Annotated in this window: 15 protein-coding genes; 13 read left to right on the top strand and 2 right to left on the bottom strand. The window is 26.7% G+C overall.

Features of this window, described 5'->3' with window-relative positions:
• The first annotated feature begins 40 nt into the window (after positions 1 to 40).
• From ABCM86_RS02935 to ABCM86_RS02920, 4 genes are all read left to right on the top strand, one after another.
• A complete protein-coding gene (locus ABCM86_RS02935; protein ID WP_343003448.1) occupies positions 41 to 1,411 on the top strand; it encodes an SH3 domain-containing protein in 1,371 nt (456 codons plus the stop codon).
• 145 nt (positions 1,412 to 1,556) lie between these two features.
• Positions 1,557 to 2,714 carry a M20 family metallopeptidase gene (locus ABCM86_RS02930; protein ID WP_195929480.1) on the top strand — a complete coding sequence of 386 codons (1,158 nt, stop codon included), beginning with the start codon at positions 1,557 to 1,559 and terminating at the stop codon, positions 2,712 to 2,714.
• A 269-nt stretch (positions 2,715 to 2,983) separates the two neighbouring features.
• Positions 2,984 to 7,210 carry a DUF445 family protein gene (locus ABCM86_RS02925; protein WP_343003447.1) on the top strand — a complete coding sequence of 1,409 codons (4,227 nt, stop codon included), beginning with the start codon at positions 2,984 to 2,986 and terminating at the stop codon, positions 7,208 to 7,210.
• 49 nt (positions 7,211 to 7,259) lie between these two features.
• A complete protein-coding gene (locus ABCM86_RS02920; RefSeq protein ID WP_295572758.1) occupies positions 7,260 to 8,033 on the top strand; it encodes a DUF3298 and DUF4163 domain-containing protein in 774 nt (257 codons plus the stop codon).
• Between the two features lie 56 nt (positions 8,034 to 8,089).
• On the opposite strand, the gene sleC is transcribed toward ABCM86_RS02920, so the two are convergent.
• Complete coding sequence (sleC, locus tag ABCM86_RS02915) at positions 8,090 to 9,364, bottom strand: spore cortex-lytic germination protein SleC (RefSeq protein WP_195929483.1); 1,275 nt, start codon at positions 9,362 to 9,364, stop codon at positions 8,090 to 8,092.
• Between the two features lie 231 nt (positions 9,365 to 9,595).
• Here sleC and ABCM86_RS02910 point away from each other — a divergent pair, with 231 nt between their 5' ends.
• The 6 genes from ABCM86_RS02910 (at position 9,596) to ABCM86_RS02885 (ending at position 16,130) form a co-directional block, all read left to right on the top strand.
• A complete protein-coding gene (locus ABCM86_RS02910) occupies positions 9,596 to 10,300 on the top strand; it encodes a PrsW family glutamic-type intramembrane protease (RefSeq protein WP_295572753.1) in 705 nt (234 codons plus the stop codon).
• 22 nt (positions 10,301 to 10,322) lie between these two features.
• Positions 10,323 to 11,621, top strand: a complete 1,299-nt coding sequence (locus ABCM86_RS02905; protein ID WP_195929485.1) for an RsmF rRNA methyltransferase first C-terminal domain-containing protein — start codon at positions 10,323 to 10,325, stop codon at positions 11,619 to 11,621.
• A gap of 130 nt (positions 11,622 to 11,751) precedes the next feature.
• Complete coding sequence (gene lepB / locus ABCM86_RS02900; RefSeq protein WP_195929486.1) at positions 11,752 to 12,309, top strand: signal peptidase I; 558 nt, start codon at positions 11,752 to 11,754, stop codon at positions 12,307 to 12,309.
• Between the two features lie 128 nt (positions 12,310 to 12,437).
• Positions 12,438 to 14,096 carry a nucleoside kinase gene (locus ABCM86_RS02895; protein ID WP_295572748.1) on the top strand — a complete coding sequence of 553 codons (1,659 nt, stop codon included), beginning with the start codon at positions 12,438 to 12,440 and terminating at the stop codon, positions 14,094 to 14,096.
• A 336-nt stretch (positions 14,097 to 14,432) separates the two neighbouring features.
• Positions 14,433 to 14,999 carry a helix-turn-helix domain-containing protein gene (locus ABCM86_RS02890; RefSeq protein WP_295572745.1) on the top strand — a complete coding sequence of 189 codons (567 nt, stop codon included), beginning with the start codon at positions 14,433 to 14,435 and terminating at the stop codon, positions 14,997 to 14,999.
• A 126-nt stretch (positions 15,000 to 15,125) separates the two neighbouring features.
• Positions 15,126 to 16,130, top strand: a complete 1,005-nt coding sequence (locus tag ABCM86_RS02885) for an aldo/keto reductase (protein ID WP_295572742.1) — start codon at positions 15,126 to 15,128, stop codon at positions 16,128 to 16,130.
• 57 nt (positions 16,131 to 16,187) lie between these two features.
• On the opposite strand, the gene ABCM86_RS02880 is transcribed toward ABCM86_RS02885, so the two are convergent.
• Entirely contained in the window at positions 16,188 to 16,592 is a 405-nt protein-coding gene (locus ABCM86_RS02880) for a RusA family crossover junction endodeoxyribonuclease (RefSeq protein WP_295572739.1), read from the bottom strand.
• Positions 16,593 to 16,654: 62 nt separating this feature from the next.
• On the opposite strand from ABCM86_RS02880, the gene queG reads away from it, so the two are divergent.
• The 3 genes from queG (at position 16,655) to nth (ending at position 20,712) form a co-directional block, all read left to right on the top strand.
• Positions 16,655 to 17,566: a tRNA epoxyqueuosine(34) reductase QueG gene (gene queG, locus ABCM86_RS02875; RefSeq protein ID WP_295572736.1), complete on the top strand. Its 912-nt coding sequence runs from the start codon at positions 16,655 to 16,657 to the stop codon at positions 17,564 to 17,566.
• 96 nt (positions 17,567 to 17,662) lie between these two features.
• Positions 17,663 to 19,876: an ATP-binding protein gene (locus ABCM86_RS02870; protein WP_295572734.1), complete on the top strand. Its 2,214-nt coding sequence runs from the start codon at positions 17,663 to 17,665 to the stop codon at positions 19,874 to 19,876.
• Positions 19,877 to 20,076: 200 nt separating this feature from the next.
• Positions 20,077 to 20,712 carry an endonuclease III gene (gene nth, locus ABCM86_RS02865; protein WP_295572732.1) on the top strand — a complete coding sequence of 212 codons (636 nt, stop codon included), beginning with the start codon at positions 20,077 to 20,079 and terminating at the stop codon, positions 20,710 to 20,712.
• Positions 20,713 to 20,721 lie beyond the last annotated feature (9 nt).

Raw genomic sequence — 20,721 nt, 5'->3', positions numbered from 1 at the left:
ATATTATAAATAGGGAATATAAACAGAAAGAGGAATTGAGATGAATAGAAAAAAAGTCTTAAAAAATATTGTTATAACAACATCTTTAGCATCGACATTGATGTTTGCAGGTATATCAAACACAAGTATAAGTTTTGCAGACGTTATAAAATTAGTTAATACAAATGTATTAAATGTAAGAAGTGGGGCAGGAATTAATTATAGTAAGATAGGAAGTTTAACACAAGGAACAAAAGTAAATATAATATCAGAAAGTAATGGATGGAGTAAGATAAATTATAACGGAAAAATTGGATATATATCTAGCCAATATGTAAGCGAAGTATCATCAAATCCAGCTCCAGAAACGAATAAACCTAGTAATCCTACTCCAGATAATAATACATCAGGAAATACTATAAAAGAAGTAAATACAAATGTATTAAATGTAAGAAGTGGAGCGGGAACTAATTATAGTAAAATAGGAAGTTTAACACAGGGAACAAAAGTAAATGTAATATCAGAAAGTAATGGATGGAGCAAAATAAATTATAATGGAAAAATTGGATATGTATCTAGCCAATACTTAATCAAAATATCATCAAATCCAACTCCAGAAACGAATAAACCGGGAAATACTACACCAAGCAATCCTACTCCAGATAATAATACATCAGAAAATGCTTTAAGAGAAGTAAATACAAGTGTATTAAATGTAAGAAGTGGAGCAGGAACTAATTATAGTAAAATAGGAAGTTTAACACAAGCAACGAGAGTAAGTGTAATATCAGAAAGTAATGGATGGAGTAAGATAAACTATAATGGAAAAGTTGGATATGTATCTAGCCAATATTTAAGCAAAGTATCATCAAATCCTAAATCTGTAATACTTGATGTTCCACGTATAAGTCAATATCCAGATTTACCAATGGGTTGCGAAGCAACTTCACTAGCTCAACTTTTAAGATATAGAGGAATACCTGTAACAAAAACACAAATGGCAAAGGAAATGCCTCTGTCACCAAATAAAAATCCAAACTTAGGATTTGTTGGAAGTCAATACGAAAAACAGGAAGGCATATTCCAAACAATATATCCACCTGCACTAGAATCACTTGCAAAAAAATATAGACCAAATAGTGCAGATATTACAGGTGCAAGTGTAGAAGAGTTAGAGAAAGAATTAATGAAAGGGAATCCATCAATTGTATGGGTAACAGCATATTGCAGAAATCCAGAAATGGGTTATTGGTATGAAGGTACACCAGACCAACTATGGGTTGCTAAAAATCTTCATGTTACAACATTAACTGGATTTGATGAAGATTATTACTATTTAACTGATCCAGGTATAGGAAAATTAAAAATAAAAAAATCTCAATTTAAATATGTTTATGACACTATTGGTAAAAAAGCAGTAGTAGTTAGATAAAATTATAAAGAGGGCTGTCATACTATAAAATACTATAGTACAGCCCTTTTTGAAATTTATTTATTTGGACATAATAATTTAGAATAAATAGATTAGTTTTAATATGGATTTTAATATAGTATATTTGTGAAAGAGAGGAATATTGATGTTTATAGATAGTGAAGATATAAAAAGAGTAATTCCTGAAGTAATTAAAATCAGAAGACATATACATATGTATCCAGAAATTAGTGAGCATGAATACGAAACATCCAAATATATAAAAAAATGTTTAGAAGAAATAGGATTAGAAGCAAACTTTATTGGAGATACAGGAGTAGTATCAATGCTTATGAATAATCCAGAATTTCAAACTGTTGGATTGAGAGCAGAAATGGATGCATTGCCAATAGAAGAAGAAACAAATTTAGAATTTAAATCTAAAAATAAAGGAGTTATGCATGCATGTAGCCATGATGGAATTGTAGCTACTGCATTAGGTGTGACAAAACTGCTTTATGAGCATAAAGATGAATTAAAATGCAATGTCAAATTTATTTTTGAGCCAGCAGAAGAAGTTGGAAGAGGGGCTAAAAAACTTATAAAAGAAAAAGTACTAGAAAATCCAACTGTAGATAAGATGGTGATTTTCCATTATGCAAATTCGGCACCTATAGGAATGGAGATTCAAAAGGGAGTTTCCACCGCAACCCTAGGAAGAGTCAGTATTGAGATAATAGGAAAATCATCACACTGGGGTGAGCCAGAAAAAGGGATAAATGCAATATCTGTAGCTGCAAAAGTCATAGACGCTATAGACAAAATAAATGAAGATTTAAAAGAAAAAATACAGTTTGTACTTGGAATGGGAATTATAAATGGTGGAGTAAAAAATAACATAATGGCTGAAAATGTGAAACTAGAAGGAACTATTAGAACATTTTGCGAAGAAAATCTTGAATATGTTTTAACATACCTTCAAGACAGAATGAAAGAAATTGAAGAAGAAACAAAAGCAACAATTAAAGCAACATTAACTTCACACCTTCCTGCATTAATCAACAATCCTGATTTAGTAAAAATGGGTAGCAAAGTTGGAAAAGAAGTATTTGGAGACAAGTTTGTTTTAGGAGAAAAGCCATTTTTAGCAGGAGATAATGCAGCTTATTATTTTAGATTAGTGCCTGGCGTGAGGATGGTATTCTTTGCAGAAAAAGAAAATGAAGAAAATTATCCACTTCATAATGGCAAATTTGATTTTAATGAAGATATTTTTCCATATGCAGTATGCGCACTTTATAATGTAATTTCAACTATAGAATAAATTAAACTTAATTAATAAACTATGCCTTTTTGATTTTTATATTAAAAAGGCATTTTTATACGGTTAAAAACAAATTTTTATTGATATAATTCATATTAAAGAGAGAATATGTCTAATATATTGTTAATATAGATTTTTTAGCATATTAATATAGTTTAAAACCAAATAATTTAACTGTAACTTTCTTGTTTAATAGGAAATTTTATTATATACTTGTTTAAGGAAATTTATGCAATTTAATTATAAATAATAGTGAATAGGTGATAAAAATGGCAAATGTACAGGATATTGTTTTTATATTGATGCAGGGCTTTTCTGGGGCTGTTGCAGGATATATAACTAATAAATATGCGGTTAACATGATTTTTAAAGAGTATACTCCTTTAAAAATTGGAGGAGCAGTTAAAAAAAATAAAGTGAAATTTATAGAAGAAGTAAGTGAATTAGTAGAAAGAGATATCGTAAACTCAGAAACTTTGATTGGGTCTATTGAAAGCAAAGACTTTTCAAATGTTATCGATGCAGCATGTATTGATTTTGTTACTAATTCATTAAATGATGTCTTTGATGGTGTAAAGTTAAAAGACATTCCTAAAATAAGTTCTAGTTCACAACAATGTGTAACATTTATTGAACAAAATTTACAAGAAGAATTACCAAAATTAATAGATAATATGTCTAATAAAATAGACATAAAGAAATTAATTCAAAAAGATCAGTTAGATAATATAAGTGAAAAAATAGTAAAATTAATCATAGAAGTACTAGAAACAGATGAAAAATTAGAAGAATTTTTATCATGTGTATATGATGAAAATAAAAATGAAGTTTTAGCAGATTTTTTAAGTGAAGGAGCTAAAATAAAGTTAATTCAAGGAATAACAACAATTATAAATCAGTCTATTGAAAATATAATTGATGATAAAGAAAAATGTTTAGAATTAATAGAAAAAATATATGCTCTATTAGACTTAAAATCTGTAATATCTAAATTAGAAGAGAATTTAAATCAAAAAACTTTAGAAGATATAGCTGGAGAAGAAGGCTTAAACAATATAAGCAATCTACTATTTGAAAATATAAAAGAATTAATAAACGAAGATACAAATAGAGATAAAGTAAAACAAATTGTATCTGAATTATTGGCTATAGCTAAAGATATGGATGTAACTTTATTTGAAATACTTCCAGAAGAATTAGCAAATTCAATAGTAAGTTATATTAGATTTATTATTCCAGATATCGCTCCACATATATCAAACTGGTTATATGAAAATAAAGAAAAGATAGACTTTATAATAAATACATCAGTTAATGAAACTGTGAATGATGCAGAAGATCCATCATTCAGAGGTATAGTAGACAAATTTGGAAGTATGTTATCGACAATCTCTCAAACATTGAAAATTGTTGATAGAGCTGCAAATATGGTTGATAATTATGACTTATCACCTGAAGATAGCCAAAAAATATACTTAGCTATATCAAAATTCTTTGATGAAACAAGTATCGGACATATAGTTGAACTATTAGAAGATAAATTAAATTTAAGTGATGATGATATTTGTGAAAAGTTATTAAATTTATTTAATGATAAAGGAAATGTCTTAACTAAAAAGATAGTATTTAACTATAAAGATAAGACAATATCAAATTTTGTAAATCTAGATTTAGACAAAATATTTAAATCAAGCATTACACCTTTAATTTATAACTTTATTAAATCTAAAAAAGATAATATAGAAAAAATAGTATCAAATTTAGTAGAAGAAAAAACTAATAAGGTATTATCTAATAAAATAGAAAATTTAATTTCAAAAGAAAAAGTTAGAGTACTATCTGAAAAATTACCTAAATTAATTGCAAAATATCTAGGTAATAACAAAAAAATATGCAAATTATATATAGAAAAAATAGTATCTTCATCTTTAGATAATATAGACTTTGAAAATATAATAATAGAAAATAAAGAATCGATAATTTTATTAGCATGTAATAAATTTAATGATTTAGAAAAAACAGTTATAGAACAATTAAAAAATAAAGAAGTAAAAGATGTTTTAGGCTTAATTAAAGATAAAGAAGGATTTAGTTTATCATTAAGTCAAAAACTTCATAAAGGTCTTGTTAATAATGTAGAAAAAGTAATAGATAATAACGTAAAAAGAGTAATCTACAACAACTTAATAAAATTAGATGAAGATGAAATTTGTAATATAGCACAAAGTTTTATGGGTAAACAGCTTAAACCATTATCTTATTTTGGAGCTTTATTAGGAACTGTAGCAGGGTTAATATTTGCATTTGGAATAAATGGAACAATAAATAATCTAGGTTTCTATAACAGATATCAAACTACAATAATGGCGTGTGTTCTTATGGGATTAGTAGGAATACTTACAAATGTAATCGCATTATGGATGATATTCCACCCATATGAAAAAAATAAATTTGTTGCAAAAATACCTCTATTTAGAGTATTTTCACAAGGGTATATACCTGCGCACAAAGAAGGCTTTGCAAATGGTATGGCATACTTTATAGATAATGAACTTTTAAAAGGTAAGAGGGTAGAAAGTTTATTTAATATCAAAAAAGATAAATTTTCACAAAGTATCTTTAACTTTGTATCTAAAAACAATTTTAAAATGTTAGTAGATATAGCTAGTGAAAAGAAAAATCAAATAAGCAAATTCTTATATCAATTTATTATAGATAAATGCAAACAAAACAAAACAAAAATTGCCCAAGCTTTATCTAATACAGCAGAAAATGTAACTTTAGATGAAGTATTAACTAAGAAAAAGGCTATTAGTGTATCAGAAAACTTCTTATCAAATTTAGATAAATTAGATGATGCAGTAATAAAATTTGCACAAGAAAAAATTGATAGACAAAAAACAATAAATAACTTATTGCCAGAAGCAGTAGTTCAATCTATAAATAATGGAGTAAATGAAGCTATAGACAATAGTATAAAAACTTCTGTAGATAAAATACTTAAAGAAGAGTTAGTAAAATCATTAATTTTAAATAATGAAGGAATTTATAATGATTTTAAATCAAAAACACTTTATGATGTTATTGGAAGTGAAAAATTATCTAAATTAGAATCAATGGTTGATAAAGATTTAAATAATTATATAGTTATAAATTTACCAACATTATTAGAAAAATCAATAGATGAATTATTACAAAGTGAACTTCATGAAGAGAAAACAATTGGTGAGCTTTTTGGTGGAAGTATAAGAATAACTTTAGATAAAAATTTATACTCAATAACAGCGGATTTATTAGGAAAAGTAAATAATTATGCCCAAGAAAACAAAGAACAAGTCGTTAATATGGTTATTAATATGGTGAGAAAACAACTTAATTTCTTCGTAAAAATGGCTTATGACTTTATGAATGGAGATAGACTTGTAAGTCTTGTTGTTATAAACATCATAGAGACAAAATTAGAAGACTTTATAAACGATACTATGTATTCTACAATAAAAACAACTTCTATATGTCTAAAATCAGCTATATACCCAACTACAATACAACATGTTGGCTTTGTAGCAGAAGATGTAAATACAAAATTAATAGCAAGTACACTTGCTGAAGACATAAAACAAAATGAAATAATATTTAACAATGTTGATGACTTAGCTTTAGTTACAATTGATAAAGCGAAAGAAATAAAATTATCAGATATATTTAAAGACACAAATATAGAAAATATAGAAAATCTATACAAAGTGTTTGAGGGAGAAATTGCTCAAACTTTAAGCCTAGTAAATGATAATTATAACAATAACATAGAGAATATAAATAAATTTATAAATGATTATATTAATCAAAATATAACAGTAAAAATATTAGATGAAAAACTATCGAATATAATAGATATAGATGAAACTCTAGAATTTACGATTAAATCTATACTAGAAAAATTAAATAAAAATATTGAATCTAAAGAATTAATATTAAAATCTATTAAAACAGCTTATGAAAATAACATAGTAGGTATGAAATTAAATAATTTATTAGAACAAAATATTTTACTTTCAGAGATAGAATCATATTTAGATAAACTATTTAATGACTTAGATTTCAATGAAAATAATCAATATATAGTAGATAAAATAGTATTTAACTGTATAGAAAGTGAATTTAAATTTATTAATAAAGATACAAAAGATTACATTGTAAAATGCATAGTAGATGCATTACTTACTACAGGTATTGGATTTACTGTTGATGCTATGAAAGCACTTAAACTTAAAGAAATAACTACAGAACAAGTAGAAATTATGGACCCAAGAGAAATTCATATGCTATTTAAAGCATTTGCTGGTGACTTCTTCATTAAACTATACTTATATGGTTCAATGGGAGCAGTATTTGGTATAAATATGTACTTGTCAATTCTTTTAGGAATAGTGGACTGGTTCTATAGCAAAAAAGTAGATGAATTTGAAATTAGTACCGATAATATATTTAAGGAATAAAATAAAAAAAACTCCTCACTCTATAAATAAATAGAGGAGGAGTTTTTTTATGAAAAAATCAACAGCAATCATAATTTTAATTATAGGAATTTTAATAATATCTATGTGTAATTTTGATGAGGTAAAAGAGGCGTTTGAATTAAATATTATAACTACAACTATACAATCAAAATTAATAAATAAAGACAATAAATATATAAAGGCAGACTTGAAAATACCACAGTTAACTATGGGAAATAAGAGTATTGAAAATAATCTAAATAAAAAATTTGAAACAGATATAATGAGTTTTTATAATAACTCATACAAAGAAGCACAATCTTTTTTTGATGATTTTCCCGAAGCAGAAAATAAATTTATTGTAAGCTCTGATTATGAAGTTAAAAAAAGTAATGACGATATATTGAGTATACTTATTAAATATTATAAATATAGCGGTGGAGCACATGGAATTTATGAATATGTACCATACAATATAGATTTAACATCTGGAAATACATTTGTATTAAATGATATTTTTACTCAAAATTCAAATTATGAGCAAGTTATAAATGATAAAATAAAATCTCAGATAAAAACTTTAAATAAAGAGCAAGGCCTTCCTGAAGATAGCACACAATTATATGCTTTCAATAAAATAAAAAATAATCAAAAATTTTATATAAAGGATGATTCAATTGTTATATTTTTTGATTTATATGAAATAGCTCCTTATGTAGCAGGTGTGCCAGAATTTATTATAAAAAAAGAGCTTATAAATACCTTGCTAATTCCTAAATACAAAGAAATAATTTTTTATAGTTCTAAAGCTACCACAGTTTAATATTTTATATAAAAAAGTATCTTAGCTATATATAATGTGCCAAGATACTTTTATTTTTAGATTATAGGATGTAATGAAGCAATTTTTGTAACTGCAACATAAACTCTAGAAATTTCATACCAAGTTTTAAAGTCTACTACACCAGTTTGTGGTAATCCGAATATCTTTTGGAATGTTCTAACTGCTTCAGCAGTAGACGGACCATATATTCCATCTTCAGCGACCTTTGGGATAGCTGGGTAAGAGTTAGATATTGCGTTTAATTGATTTTGGATAGTTCTAACAGGAGTTCCTTTAGAACCAATTTCTAATGTTGCTCCAAGAAAAGAAACTGGAACTCCAGATACAATTTGTGCTTCTGCAAACAATATATTATCTCCATAAAAATATTTAAGAATCTCCTCATAATTATATCCTTGATCACCTAAACTCTTACTTCCCCATTGAGTCATTTGGTCAGGACATTGTGTTTTTTGACCATCACAATATTGTGCTAAAAGTGGCTGTCTTGCTGTAGGAGGTCTTTTTATAAATGTATTAAAAACTGTATCTACTACAACTGATATTTCATCAAAAATATTTCTGTTATGAATATACTTGTGGTCATAATTAGTAGTAGATGTAATTGTGAAGTCGTATCCTTGGTTTCTATACCACTCTGTAAAAACTCTATTTAAAGTAAATGATATAATTGCTATTACATTTGCATAAATTGTTTGTTCAGGCCATGTTGGATATATTTCGGAGGAGGCTACATTTTTTATATAAGTCTTAAATGGAACCCAGTAATTTTCAGCGGAAGAGTCAGATGGCAATCCGTCATGAACAACTATAAATTCTGGAACAACTGGATTATCTAATACAACAAATCCTGTTGGTGCAGGAATTGGTTTTAAGCTGTCTTCAGGTATTTTTGGTGGATAATCTCCCCATAAAGTATGTGGTCCTATATCATAAGTGATTTCATTTTGTCTTCTATAAGATCGTCTACTTCTTTGTTTTGGTGTCATCGGAATAGGTTGTCTAGCAGTTACTATAGGCAAAAGTTGTGTACCATCTATAATTATTGTTTCATATCCATCTTTTATAGCTTCGACTATATAGTCAGCATAAGGCTTTGTAGTAGAAGTTGGATCTAATGAATAATCAACATCTGGTGCAGATAAAGGAATATTTACAATTTGACCAGACTCATTAGTTTTTAAGTTTTGATATATAGCAGAAGATGTTGAACCATCTGCATTTTGTCCATAAATATTTATAGTAACATCTTGTATCGGCGCATTAGTCGTTGAATCTACAACGCTTATTGTTAAGAAACCGTCTTGCATTTAATCACCTTCTTTTCTTTTATAACACATAATATAATTTTAGTACCTACCAAGTTACATACTAAAATTGTATTATTATTAACTATATGCAATTTAATAATAACTGTTGAGAAAAAGTAAAAAATTATTGATAATTCTATTATTTATTTTATGAATAGAGCTAGTCTTTTGTGAAAAGATATTTTATAAGAGCAATAACAGAATAAAAGAGAGGAGAAAAGATATTTTTATATGTTGGCTTTTTTTATTACATTTCTACCGATAATTAGCTTTATATTATGGGTTTATTATAAAGATAAATATAACAGGGAAAATATTTCTATACTTTTAAAATATTTTATTCTAGGTATAATTCTTAGCTTTTTTGCAATAATAATCGAAAAATTTTTGATAGATAGAAATATATTTGAGGATGATACAAATTTGATATATACTGCATTTGTAATAGCAGGATGTACGGAAGAAATATTAAAAGGTTTAGTACTTTATATTTTTTCAAAAAAAGAAGATTCATATGATGAAAAATTAGATGGAATAATGTATTCTGTTTTTTTATCACTAGGATTTGCAACTGTCGAAAATTTAATTCATATTAATTATGATTCTAAAATGATATTTCAAGTAGCATTTATTAGAGCTATAATATCAATGCCAGCTCATATTATGTTTGCAATTACCATGGGATATTATATTTCAAAATATAAATTTGAAAAAAATATAGCTAAAAAAAGACAGAACTTAATTCTAGCTTTTTTAATACCTATATTACTTCATGGTACTTTTGATTTTATATTGATGATACAGTATAAATGGATTATTATAGTTTTTATAATATATATTATAATTTTAGCAACAATTAATTTAAATAAATTTAATAAATATATGTTATATTCAAAAAAGAGATTTTTTGATAGACTAAAACATGGAAAGAAATAAATATGACAGAGAGGAAAAAATTTTGATTAGTTTACCAGAAAGATTTTTAGAAGATGTAAAAGTAATACTAGAAGATGAGTATGAACAATTTATAAATAGTTATAATGAAAAAAAGACAACAGGTATTAGATTAAATACAATGAAAATGACAAAGGATAAGTTTGAGGAATTAAATTTATTTAAGTTAGATCAAATTCCTTGGACAAATGAAGGGTTTTACTATGATGAAACAGAGTGTAAACCAGGTAAAAATCCACTTCATGAGGCAGGAGCTTATTATCTTCAAGAGCCATCTGCAATGAGTGTAGTGCCTAAATTAGATATACAAAAAGGTGATAAAGTACTAGATATGTGTGCAGCACCAGGAGGAAAATCAACATATATATTATCTAAATTAGACGATACAGGACTTTTAGTCTCAAACGAAATAAATCCTATAAGAATTAAGGCATTAGGTGAAAATCTTGAGAGATTTGGTGCTAGAAATTGTATAATAACAAATACCGATTCAGCTCACCTTAGAAAAGTATTTACAGGTTATTTTGATAAAATAGTAATAGATGCACCTTGTTCTGGAGAAGGAATGTTTAGAAAAGATCCAGTTGCAATAGAAGACTGGACTTATAGCAAAGTTTTAGAGTGTCAATCTATCCAAAAAGAAATTATAAGAGATGGATATAAAATGCTTAAAAAAGGCGGAACACTTGTTTACTCAACATGCACATTCTCAAGAGAAGAAAATGAAGATGTTATAGAAGAATTTATAGCAGAACATGAGGGCGCAGTATTAATAGAAATGGAAAGATTATGGCCTCATAAAGTAAAAGGTGAAGGTCACTTTGTAGCTAAAATTCAAAAATTAGATGATGAAGACTGTAGAGTCAAAGAAATGAAAATAAAAAAATTAAATAATGAGATAAAAGAATACAGAAACTTTGAGAAAAAACATCTTAATATAAATGTAGACAACAAATTTATGTTAAGAGGGGACAACTTATACTTATTACCTGATGAATGTCCAAATGTAGATAAACTTAAAGTATTAAGATATGGTTTACACCTAGGAGTATTAAAGAAAAATAGATTTGAACCATCACATGCATTATCACATTATTTAAAAACAGAACAAATAAAACATACAGAAAATATATCTTTAAATGATGAAACTATATTTGATTACCTAAGAGGAAATGTAATAAATACAGGGGAAAGTCGTGGATGGGTAGTTGTAACTGTAGAAGAAATTCCTATTGGATGGGGAAAAGAATCTAACGGTGTACTAAAAAATCATTACCCAAAAGGATTAAGAATAAATTATTAAAAATTTATATTAACAGTTTATTGCACTAAGTAATTACTATAAACCTAAATGGTCAAATAAAGGAAAATAACCATTTTTATTGAATATAATATATATTTCAATCTAATTAGTGCAGAGAGGAGAGAATATAATGGGAAAGAAAGAAGTAAATCAAACACAAAGTGTAAAAAACAGCATAATTGAATGGGTAAAAGTTTTTGGACTAGCTATTGTATTAGCATTTGTAATAACTTTATTCATAAAACCAACACTAGTTAGTGGAGATTCAATGCTTCCAACTCTTCACGAAAATGACTATCTTATAATAAATAAAATTGGATATAAAATAGGGGAACCTAAAAATGGAGATGTTATAGTTTTTAAATCTGACTTAGAAAAAAATGATGGCACAACCAAAGATTTAGTAAAAAGAATAATTGGTGTTGCAGGAGACAAAGTTGTAATTAAAGACGGCAAAGTTTATTTAAACGATAAGTTACTTGATGAAACTTATTTAAGCGAAGGTATGGATACTACTGGAGATGTAGATATAGTAGTTCCCGAAGGAAAACTCTTTGTATTAGGAGATAACAGAGAAGTTAGTTTAGATAGTAGATACGAACAAGTTGGACTAGTTGATGTAAATGATGTAGAAGGAAAAGTTTTAGTTAGACTATATCCTTTCAATGATATTAGTCTAATTAAATAGTTTATTTAATATATTTTTAAAGATTAATTAGGTACAAATATATATAACCAATAATAAAATAAATAAAAGGGGAAACATATTTTAATTTATAATATTTAAATAGATTTTCTTAGAAGAGGGGTACAACTATGATTAATTTAAATATTAATGGAAATGTAAAAACATACACTGTAAAAAATAATGAACAAGGAATTAAACTATCTGATATAGCGAAAGATGTAGAACAAGATTATTCAGGTTATATATCACTAGCTGTAGTAAATAATGAATTAAAGGAATTGAATACTTATATTAAAGAAGATAGTGATATACAATTCTTAGATACTAAAAATCCAGATGGACTTAGAGTATATACTAGAACGTTGAATCTTGTCTTTATTATGGCGTGTAAATGTCTGTTTAAAGATAGTAGAGTAGTAATAGAACATTCATTATCTAATGGAGTTTATTGTGAGATACATCTTGATAGAGCTATTACTAAAGACGACATAGCAAATATTAAAGAAAAAATGGATAAAATAATATCTAATGATTATGAAATAAATAAAACTGTATATAGCAAAGAAGAGGCAATAAAAATATTTGAATCTGTTGGTTTGAATGAAAAGGCCGAATTAATCAAGTATAAAGATGGAGATACTGTAAAAATATATAAATGTAATAACTATATTGATCATTTTTATGGATATCTTATGCCTTCAACCGGATATATAAAAAGTTATGATTTATTCAAATATAAAAATGGAGTAATATTAATGGCTGCTAGCGAAGATGATAAACACATCCCTAAAAAGTTTATACCACAACCAAAGCTTGCAAGTATTTATAAAGAAGCAGAGCGTTGGTCAGATTTAATGGGTGTAGACAAGGTATTAACTCTAAATAAAATAATAGAATCAGGAAAATATGGCGAGATAATAAGAATTGTAGAAGCATTACATGAGAAAAAGATTGGACAGATTGCTGATATAATAAACGAAGAAAACAAAAGAATAATTTTGATTGCAGCACCGTCTTCATCAGGAAAAACAAGTTTTGCGACAAGGTTATCTATTCATCTAAAAGTTAATAACCTAAATCCTATATCTATCTCATTAGATAATTATTTTATAGATAGAGATAAAACTCCATTAGATGAGTTTGGACATTTAGATTATGAATCTATACGTGCGATAGATTTAAAAAGATTCAATAAAGATTTAAATGATTTATTAGAAGGAAAAGAAGTTCAACTTCCTAGATATAACTTTATAACAGGAAAAAGTGAACCAGGCGAAATTCTACAAATAGATGAAAATCAGCCGATAATATTGGAAGGTATACATGGTTTAAATCCAATGTTAACAGCATCAATACCTGATAATGAAAAATTCAAAATTTATTTAAGTGCATTGACTCAATTAAATTTAGATGACCACAATAGAATACCAACTACTGATTTAAGATTAATCAGAAGAATAGTTAGGGACAATCAATTTAGAGGTCATACTGCTGAGATGACTATAAAGGGATGGCCATCTGTAAGACGAGGAGAAGAAAAAAATATCTTCCCTTATCAAGAGCAAGCTGATGTAATGTTTAATACTGCTTGTGTATATGAATTATCATTATTAAAAGCATACGCAAAACCATTATTGGAACAAATTGATAAAACAAGTGAGGCATATATCGAAGCAAAGAGACTTCTAAAATTGCTACAATACTTTGTGGAATTAGATGACTTATCTGATATACCACCAACAGCAATAATTAGAGAATTTATTGGTGGAAGTAAAATCGTACACTAAGTTTATAAAAATATATAAAACAAATAAAAAGTAAGAATCAATTATAATAAAATTTGATTCTTATTTTTTTATAATAAATTTGATATAGAAAAAATATTTTTTATACACTAAGTATTTGAGTTGAAATTTAGATTCAAATCATGTACTATAGTAATATCTAATGTTTAGATTATTCAAACAATTTGAAATCTGAACTTAAATTGTTGGTAAAAAATGAAAAGAATACATGAATACATTGCCAATATATGTATTAGGTTTTTTTGACAATTATATATATTTAATATATAATTATTTTTATATTAAGTAAGTTAAGTGACTTTTTTGGGGGTAAGAAAAATGAAGGATTTGTTAGTATTGCGAGACCTAGAGTGTGTTAAAGCTATTGCACACCCAAGAAGAATAGACATACTGAATGCTTTTGATAAAGAACCATTATCGGCAAAGCAATTATCAGAGATGTTAGACGAACCACATGCTAAGATAAACTATCATATTAAAACATTATACAATGTAGGAATATTAGAATTGGTTGAGGAAAAAATAAAATCTGGTATAGTTGAAAAATATTACTACCCAACAGCTAATAATGTTGTTATGAGTAGAAAAATAATTGATTATACTCTAGATCCTGCAAGTAAAGATGGGGCTGTATCTATTTCTGATTTTGAAGATACAATAGAGCATTTTTATAATGCTGTTGAACAAGGGCCATTAAAATTAGATAGTGTTTTAGAATACAGAGATATAAAATTATCAGATTCTGAAATTATTGAATTAAAAAATACGATTAATGATAAGGTTTCAGAAATTTTAGCAAATAGAAAAGAAAATGACGAAGTGAAAAAACATGATCTAATGATGGTAGCAATACCTACAGATCTTGATAATGAAATTGCAGAATAAGTATCAACTATGTTGGTACTTTTTTTAGTTAATTTAAAAATCATAGTAATGTTTATACTAGCATTTTAATTATGGTTTTATTAAAAAATATATTAATAAGGTGTATTTTAGAAAGGAAATTTGTTTATGAGAGATTTTGGGAAGACAGGGATGAAGATAAAACGAGTTGGATTTGGAGGAATTCCTATACAACGAATAAGCCAAGAAGATACAAACAAAGTAATTGATGAACTAGAAAAGTGTGGAGTTAATTTTATCGATACGGCAAGGGGATATACGGTTAGTGAAGAGTATTTAGGAAATGCACTAAAAGGAAGAAGAGAAAAATTCTACATAGCAACTAAATCAATGTCAAGAGATTATGAATCTATGAAGAGAGATATAGAAATCAGTTTAAAAAATCTTCAAACTGATTATATAGATTTATATCAGATGCATAATGTAAAACCAGCAGAATATGATACTTTATTTGGTGAAGATAAAGCATATAGAGCTTTGTTAGAAGCAAAAGAACAGGGAAAAATAAAACACATTGGAATAACTAGTCATGGTTTAGAAACTGTTGAAAAAGCTGTAGAAAGTGATAAATTTGAAACTATACAATTCCCATACAATATAGTTGAGAATCAAGCTGATGAAGTGTTTAAAAGAGCATATGAAAAAGGTGTTGGAACAATAGTTATGAAACCATTAGCAGGTGGGGCGATAGATGATGGAACATTAGCTATGAAATATTTATTATCAAGAGAATATATTGATGTTGCAATACCTGGTATGGATAGTCCACAACAAGTTATAGAAAATACTGATGTATTACAAAATTATGAGTTAACAGAAGAAGATAATAAAAAGATTGCTAAAATTAAATCAGAATTAGGAACTAATTTCTGTAGGAGATGTGAGTATTGTCTTCCATGTCCAAAAGGTATAAATATACCTCAAAACTTTTTATTAGAAGGATATTATAATAGATATAATTTAAAAGATTGGGCAGTAGATAGATATAGAGGACTTGCTGAAAATGAAAGGGCGAGTAATTGTATTGAATGTGGTGCCTGTCAAAAGAAATGTCCATACGAATTACCAATAATAGATATGTTAAAAAAAGTAGTTGATACTTTAGAAAAATAAATATAAATAAAATAGATTGCATCAACAATATGTTAGACTGCAATCTATTTTTATTGTTTATTTTTCAGTTATTGTATAAGAAACATCATATTTTGAGGCAGGATAAAGAAATATTTCAACTCTAGGATCTTCTTTATCTATATAGTTAAATAATAAAACAGGTTTAAGTTGTTTATCATTTTTTATTATTCCACTTTTCTCAATTCCATCACATATACTCTTAGGATAATTGTGTAAATCACCCATTCTTTTATTTGGGAAATAAAGTTTTAAAACAGTTATTAAATCTTCTTCTATTTGTTCACCCTGATATTGTTGGTTTATATATCCCGCAATCATGTTTTCATACGCTAAATATTTAGAATGTTTTCCTTTTGCTGGCATCCAGGCTTGACCATGAATATTAGTAAGTTTAAAATTAGATTTACTAATAGGTCGACCTGGGATTGTTAGTTTTATCAAATTATCACTCCCTTACCTTTAGTTATTATAAAACTAAAATGCAATTTACGAAAGGAAATTTTATGGATAAAAATAGATTAATAGAAATTTGTAACAACTTGGGAATAGATACTGTAGGAATTGCACCAGTTGGCCCATATACTGAATTGAAAAAAATTTTGATAGATAGAAACGAAAAGCAATATTTAACTGGGATGGAAGAGGAAGATATAGAAAAAAGAACAAATCCAAAGTTAATAATGGAAGATGCAAAATCAATAATAGTATGTGCATTTCCATATTATGCAGGAGAATATGAAGATACAAATCTATCTAAATATTGCTATGGTGAAGATTATCATATTGTAACAAAACAAATATTAAATGAGGTATGTCTACAAATTGAAAATGAAATCCCTGAATTTAAATATGAAATATTTGCAGATAATGGTCCTTTGGTTGATAGATATTTAGCATATTTAAGTGGAATAGGGTATTTTGGAATAAATAACAACATAATAACAGATAAGTATGGCTCTTATGTATTTATTGCATACATAGTGAACAATTATGATTTTGAAAAAGATATACCGCTAGATAAAACTTGTTTAAAATGCAATAAGTGCGTTAAAGCCTGTCCAGGAAATGCTCTTTTAGGAAATTTTGAAATAGATCCAAGAAAATGCCTTTCATACATTACCCAAAAAAAAGAAGAGTTATCTGAACAAGAAGAAGATGCATTAAGAAAAAATAAAAAAGTTTTTGGATGTGATATATGTCAGGATATATGTCCACACAATAAAAATATAGAAGTTACAAACTTCCCTCAATTTAAAGAGAATTTAATGACAAAAATAGATATAGATGAAATTAATGAAATATCTAATAAAGAATTTAAACGAAGATATAATAATAAGGCATTTAGTTGGAGAGGAAGAAAACTTATTAAGCGAAATTTAGATATAATTTATGAAGAAAACAAAATAAATTTTTAAAATTTTGATAAATAAAGTAAATATTCATAATTAATAATATCCCTCAAACATATAATTAGATAAGATGAAAAAATGTTGTATTGAGGGGAGAGGGCTATGAAAAAATTTAAAAATACTTCTGAAGTTGAACCTTATGATGGTATTATTGGTCAAGAAAGAGCTGTAAGCGCAATGCAATTAGGGCTACAAATGAATAATCCAGCTTATAATATATATGTTTCAGGAGATTGTGGAAGTGGAAGAATTACTTATGTTATAAATGAAATCCAATCCCAGCAAATTGATGAGAGCAAAATAAAGGACTGGTGTTATGTATATAATTTTAAAGACGGAAGATGTCCAGTTGCTATTGACTTTCCAGCAGGGAAAGGTATGGAATTTAAAGAATACATGGAGGATTTAATTGAAAGCTTAACAGAAGAAATTAACGAAGCATTTGAAAATGAGGAGTATGAACTTACAAAAAATAAATTATTACAGACGTATGAGTTTGAAAAAGAAAAACTATTAAAAAGTGTAAGAAATTATGGTAGAGAAAAAGGATTTAAGCTTAAGAGTAGCTCTTCAGGCTTTATATTTATGCCTATAGATGATAATTATGAAGAAGAAATATCAGCAGAAGAATTTTGTCAGACTAAAAAAGAGCTTGAAGAAATGGCTATACAAGTCTTATATAAATTAAAAGCATTAGAAGAAAGAGTAAAACAAGTCGTTATTGAAACAGAGAACCAAATCGGCAAATTAGTAGTAGTACCATATATAGAAGCTGCCAGAGAAAAATATAGTGATAATAAAAAAGTATTAGATTATTTAGATGAATTAGAAGAAAATATATTAGAATATATATATCTTTTCTATTTAGATGAAGATGATTTAAAAGATAAATATGATAAAAACTATACATTAAAATACGAAGTAAACTTATTTGTAGATAATTCAGAGTTTAAGAAAGTTGTTGTTGAAAATGACCCAAGACCAAGTAATTTATTTGGAAAAGTAGAATATGAATATCAAAATGGAAATCTAAAAACAGACTTTACAAAGATAATTCCAGGTGCATTTCATAAAGCTAATGGAGGATACTTAGTTTTATATGTAGATCAACTTTTAAGATATGCAAATACATGGGAATTGCTCAAAAAGACATTAAAAACTAGACAAATAGATATAGAAGGGCAAGGTTTTATAAATCCAATGCCTATTCCAACTGACTTAAAAATAATACTTATAGGAAGTAGATATTTATATAATCTTATATATAATTACGACCCAGAATTTATGAAATACTTTAAAGTATTTGTGGATTTTGATGATGAGATGAATAAAACAGAAGAAAATGAAGATGCAATAAGTGGTTTTATATCATATCAATGTAAAAAAAATAACTATAAACACTTATCTTATGACGCTGTTACACAAGTAATTAATCAAAGTATGAGAATGGTAGAGGATAAAAAGAAATTATCTACTAATTTTAATAAAATAATGGAAATGATAAATGAAGGAAATCTATATGCACAAATGGATAATTCAAAATATATAGAAAAGAGACATATAGAAAAGGCTATACAATCAAAAAAATATAGAATTGATAAAATTGAAGAAAAAATAGATGAATCATATAAAAGAGAAAATACATTAATCGACATAAAAGGGAAACAAGTAGGCGTAATTAATGGATTATCTGTTTTAAGTACTGGTGAACACACATTTGGCAAACCTTCACGAATAACTGTTTCGACAGCCTGTGGAAGTAAGGGCATTGTAAATATAGAAAGAGAAGCCAAAATGAGTGGTTCTATCCATAATAAAGGGGTATTAATACTAGAAGGATATTTAGCAGAAAATTTTGCACAAGAGTTTCCATTATCGCTAAATGCATATATTTGTTTTGAACAAAATTATGGCGGTGTAGATGGAGATAGTGCCTCATCTGCGGAATTATATGCTTTATTATCATCATTAAGTAATATAGGAATTAAACAAAATATTGCTGTTACAGGCTCTATAAATCAAAAAGGTCAAATTCAAGTAGTGGGTGGAATTCCTAAAAAAGTAGAAGGATTTTATTACTGCTGCAAACATAAAGGACTAACAGGTGATCAAGGTGTAATAATTCCAGCAAAAAACGAAGACAATTTAGTGCTTTGTAGTGAAGTGGAAGAGGCTATAAAAAATAAAAAATTCCATATTTATAAAGTAAATAGAATCGAAGAGGCAATGGAAATTTTAACAGATGAAAAATTTAAACTAATAAAAGAATTATCTATAGAAAAATTGAGAAAATATAGTGAATATAAAACAAAATAATCTTACTTAAATCTTTAAATAAAATTGAAAATATTAAAAAGTCAATTTTGAGAATATTACTATGTCCAAAATTGATTTTTTTTGTTGTAAAAGGAAAAATATAAATAAAATGTTTTGTAATATATTAATTAAATTTAAAGATAATAAATTTAAAGATAAAATGATAAAATATGAATTTACTAAACGAGGGGGACAAAAAAATGAAAGATATAAATAAAATACTAGATGAATTAGAAAAATTATACCCAGATGCACAATGTGAACTAAATTATGAAACGCCATTTGAGCTTTTAGTAGCAACTATATTATCAGCTCAATGCACAGATGTAAGAGTTAATAAAGTAACAGAGAAATTATTCGCAAAATATAACACACCAGAACAATTTGCACAATTAACAGAAGAAGAAATAGGAGAAGAAATCAGAAGTTGTGGACTTTATAAAAGTAAATCAAAAAAAATAAAAGAAACTTCTAGAATGATTTGCGAAAACTTTGAAGGTGAAGTACCACAAACTTTAAAAGAATTAACTACACTTCCTGGTGTAGGAAGAAAAACAGCAGATGTAGTTTTAAGTAATGCTTTTAACCAAGATGCTATAGCAGTTGATACTCATGTATTTAGAGTAACAAACAGAATAGGGATAGTAAACGAGAAAACAGCAGAAAAAACAGAATTTGCACTAATGGAAGTTATTCCAAAAAATAGATGGTCACATTCTCACCATTTATTTATATTCCACGGAAGAAGAATGTGTAAAGCAAGAAAGCCAGAATGTGATTTATGTCCAATAAGAGAGGAATGTAATTATTATAATAGCACTCAAAGAAATGATTAATTACTACAG

It is taken from the genome of Clostridium sp. 2218st1_F5_2218SCRN_220325, assembly GCF_039062665.1.
Lineage (GTDB): Bacteria > Bacillota > Clostridia > Peptostreptococcales > Peptostreptococcaceae > Intestinibacter.
Note: the sequence above shows the minus strand (reverse complement) of the source record. Positions and strands in the feature narration are given on the sequence as shown.

What these genes read in the sequence shown, in the direction of transcription:
- ABCM86_RS02935 (WP_343003448.1), top strand. Translation starts at nt 41, where the DNA reads ATGAATAGAAAAAAAGTCTTAAAAAATATTGTTATAACAACATCTTTA.
- ABCM86_RS02930 (WP_195929480.1), top strand. Translation starts at nt 1,557, where the DNA reads ATGTTTATAGATAGTGAAGATATAAAAAGAGTAATTCCTGAAGTAATT.
- ABCM86_RS02925 (WP_343003447.1), top strand. Translation starts at nt 2,984, where the DNA reads ATGGCAAATGTACAGGATATTGTTTTTATATTGATGCAGGGCTTTTCT.
- ABCM86_RS02920 (WP_295572758.1), top strand. Translation starts at nt 7,260, where the DNA reads ATGAAAAAATCAACAGCAATCATAATTTTAATTATAGGAATTTTAATA.
- sleC (WP_195929483.1), bottom strand. Translation starts at nt 9,364, where the DNA reads ATGCAAGACGGTTTCTTAACAATAAGCGTTGTAGATTCAACGACTAAT.
- ABCM86_RS02910 (WP_295572753.1), top strand. Translation starts at nt 9,596, where the DNA reads ATGTTGGCTTTTTTTATTACATTTCTACCGATAATTAGCTTTATATTA.
- lepB (WP_195929486.1), top strand. Translation starts at nt 11,752, where the DNA reads ATGGGAAAGAAAGAAGTAAATCAAACACAAAGTGTAAAAAACAGCATA.
- ABCM86_RS02895 (WP_295572748.1), top strand. Translation starts at nt 12,438, where the DNA reads ATGATTAATTTAAATATTAATGGAAATGTAAAAACATACACTGTAAAA.
- ABCM86_RS02890 (WP_295572745.1), top strand. Translation starts at nt 14,433, where the DNA reads ATGAAGGATTTGTTAGTATTGCGAGACCTAGAGTGTGTTAAAGCTATT.
- ABCM86_RS02885 (WP_295572742.1), top strand. Translation starts at nt 15,126, where the DNA reads ATGAGAGATTTTGGGAAGACAGGGATGAAGATAAAACGAGTTGGATTT.
- queG (WP_295572736.1), top strand. Translation starts at nt 16,655, where the DNA reads ATGGATAAAAATAGATTAATAGAAATTTGTAACAACTTGGGAATAGAT.
- ABCM86_RS02870 (WP_295572734.1), top strand. Translation starts at nt 17,663, where the DNA reads ATGAAAAAATTTAAAAATACTTCTGAAGTTGAACCTTATGATGGTATT.
- nth (WP_295572732.1), top strand. Translation starts at nt 20,077, where the DNA reads ATGAAAGATATAAATAAAATACTAGATGAATTAGAAAAATTATACCCA.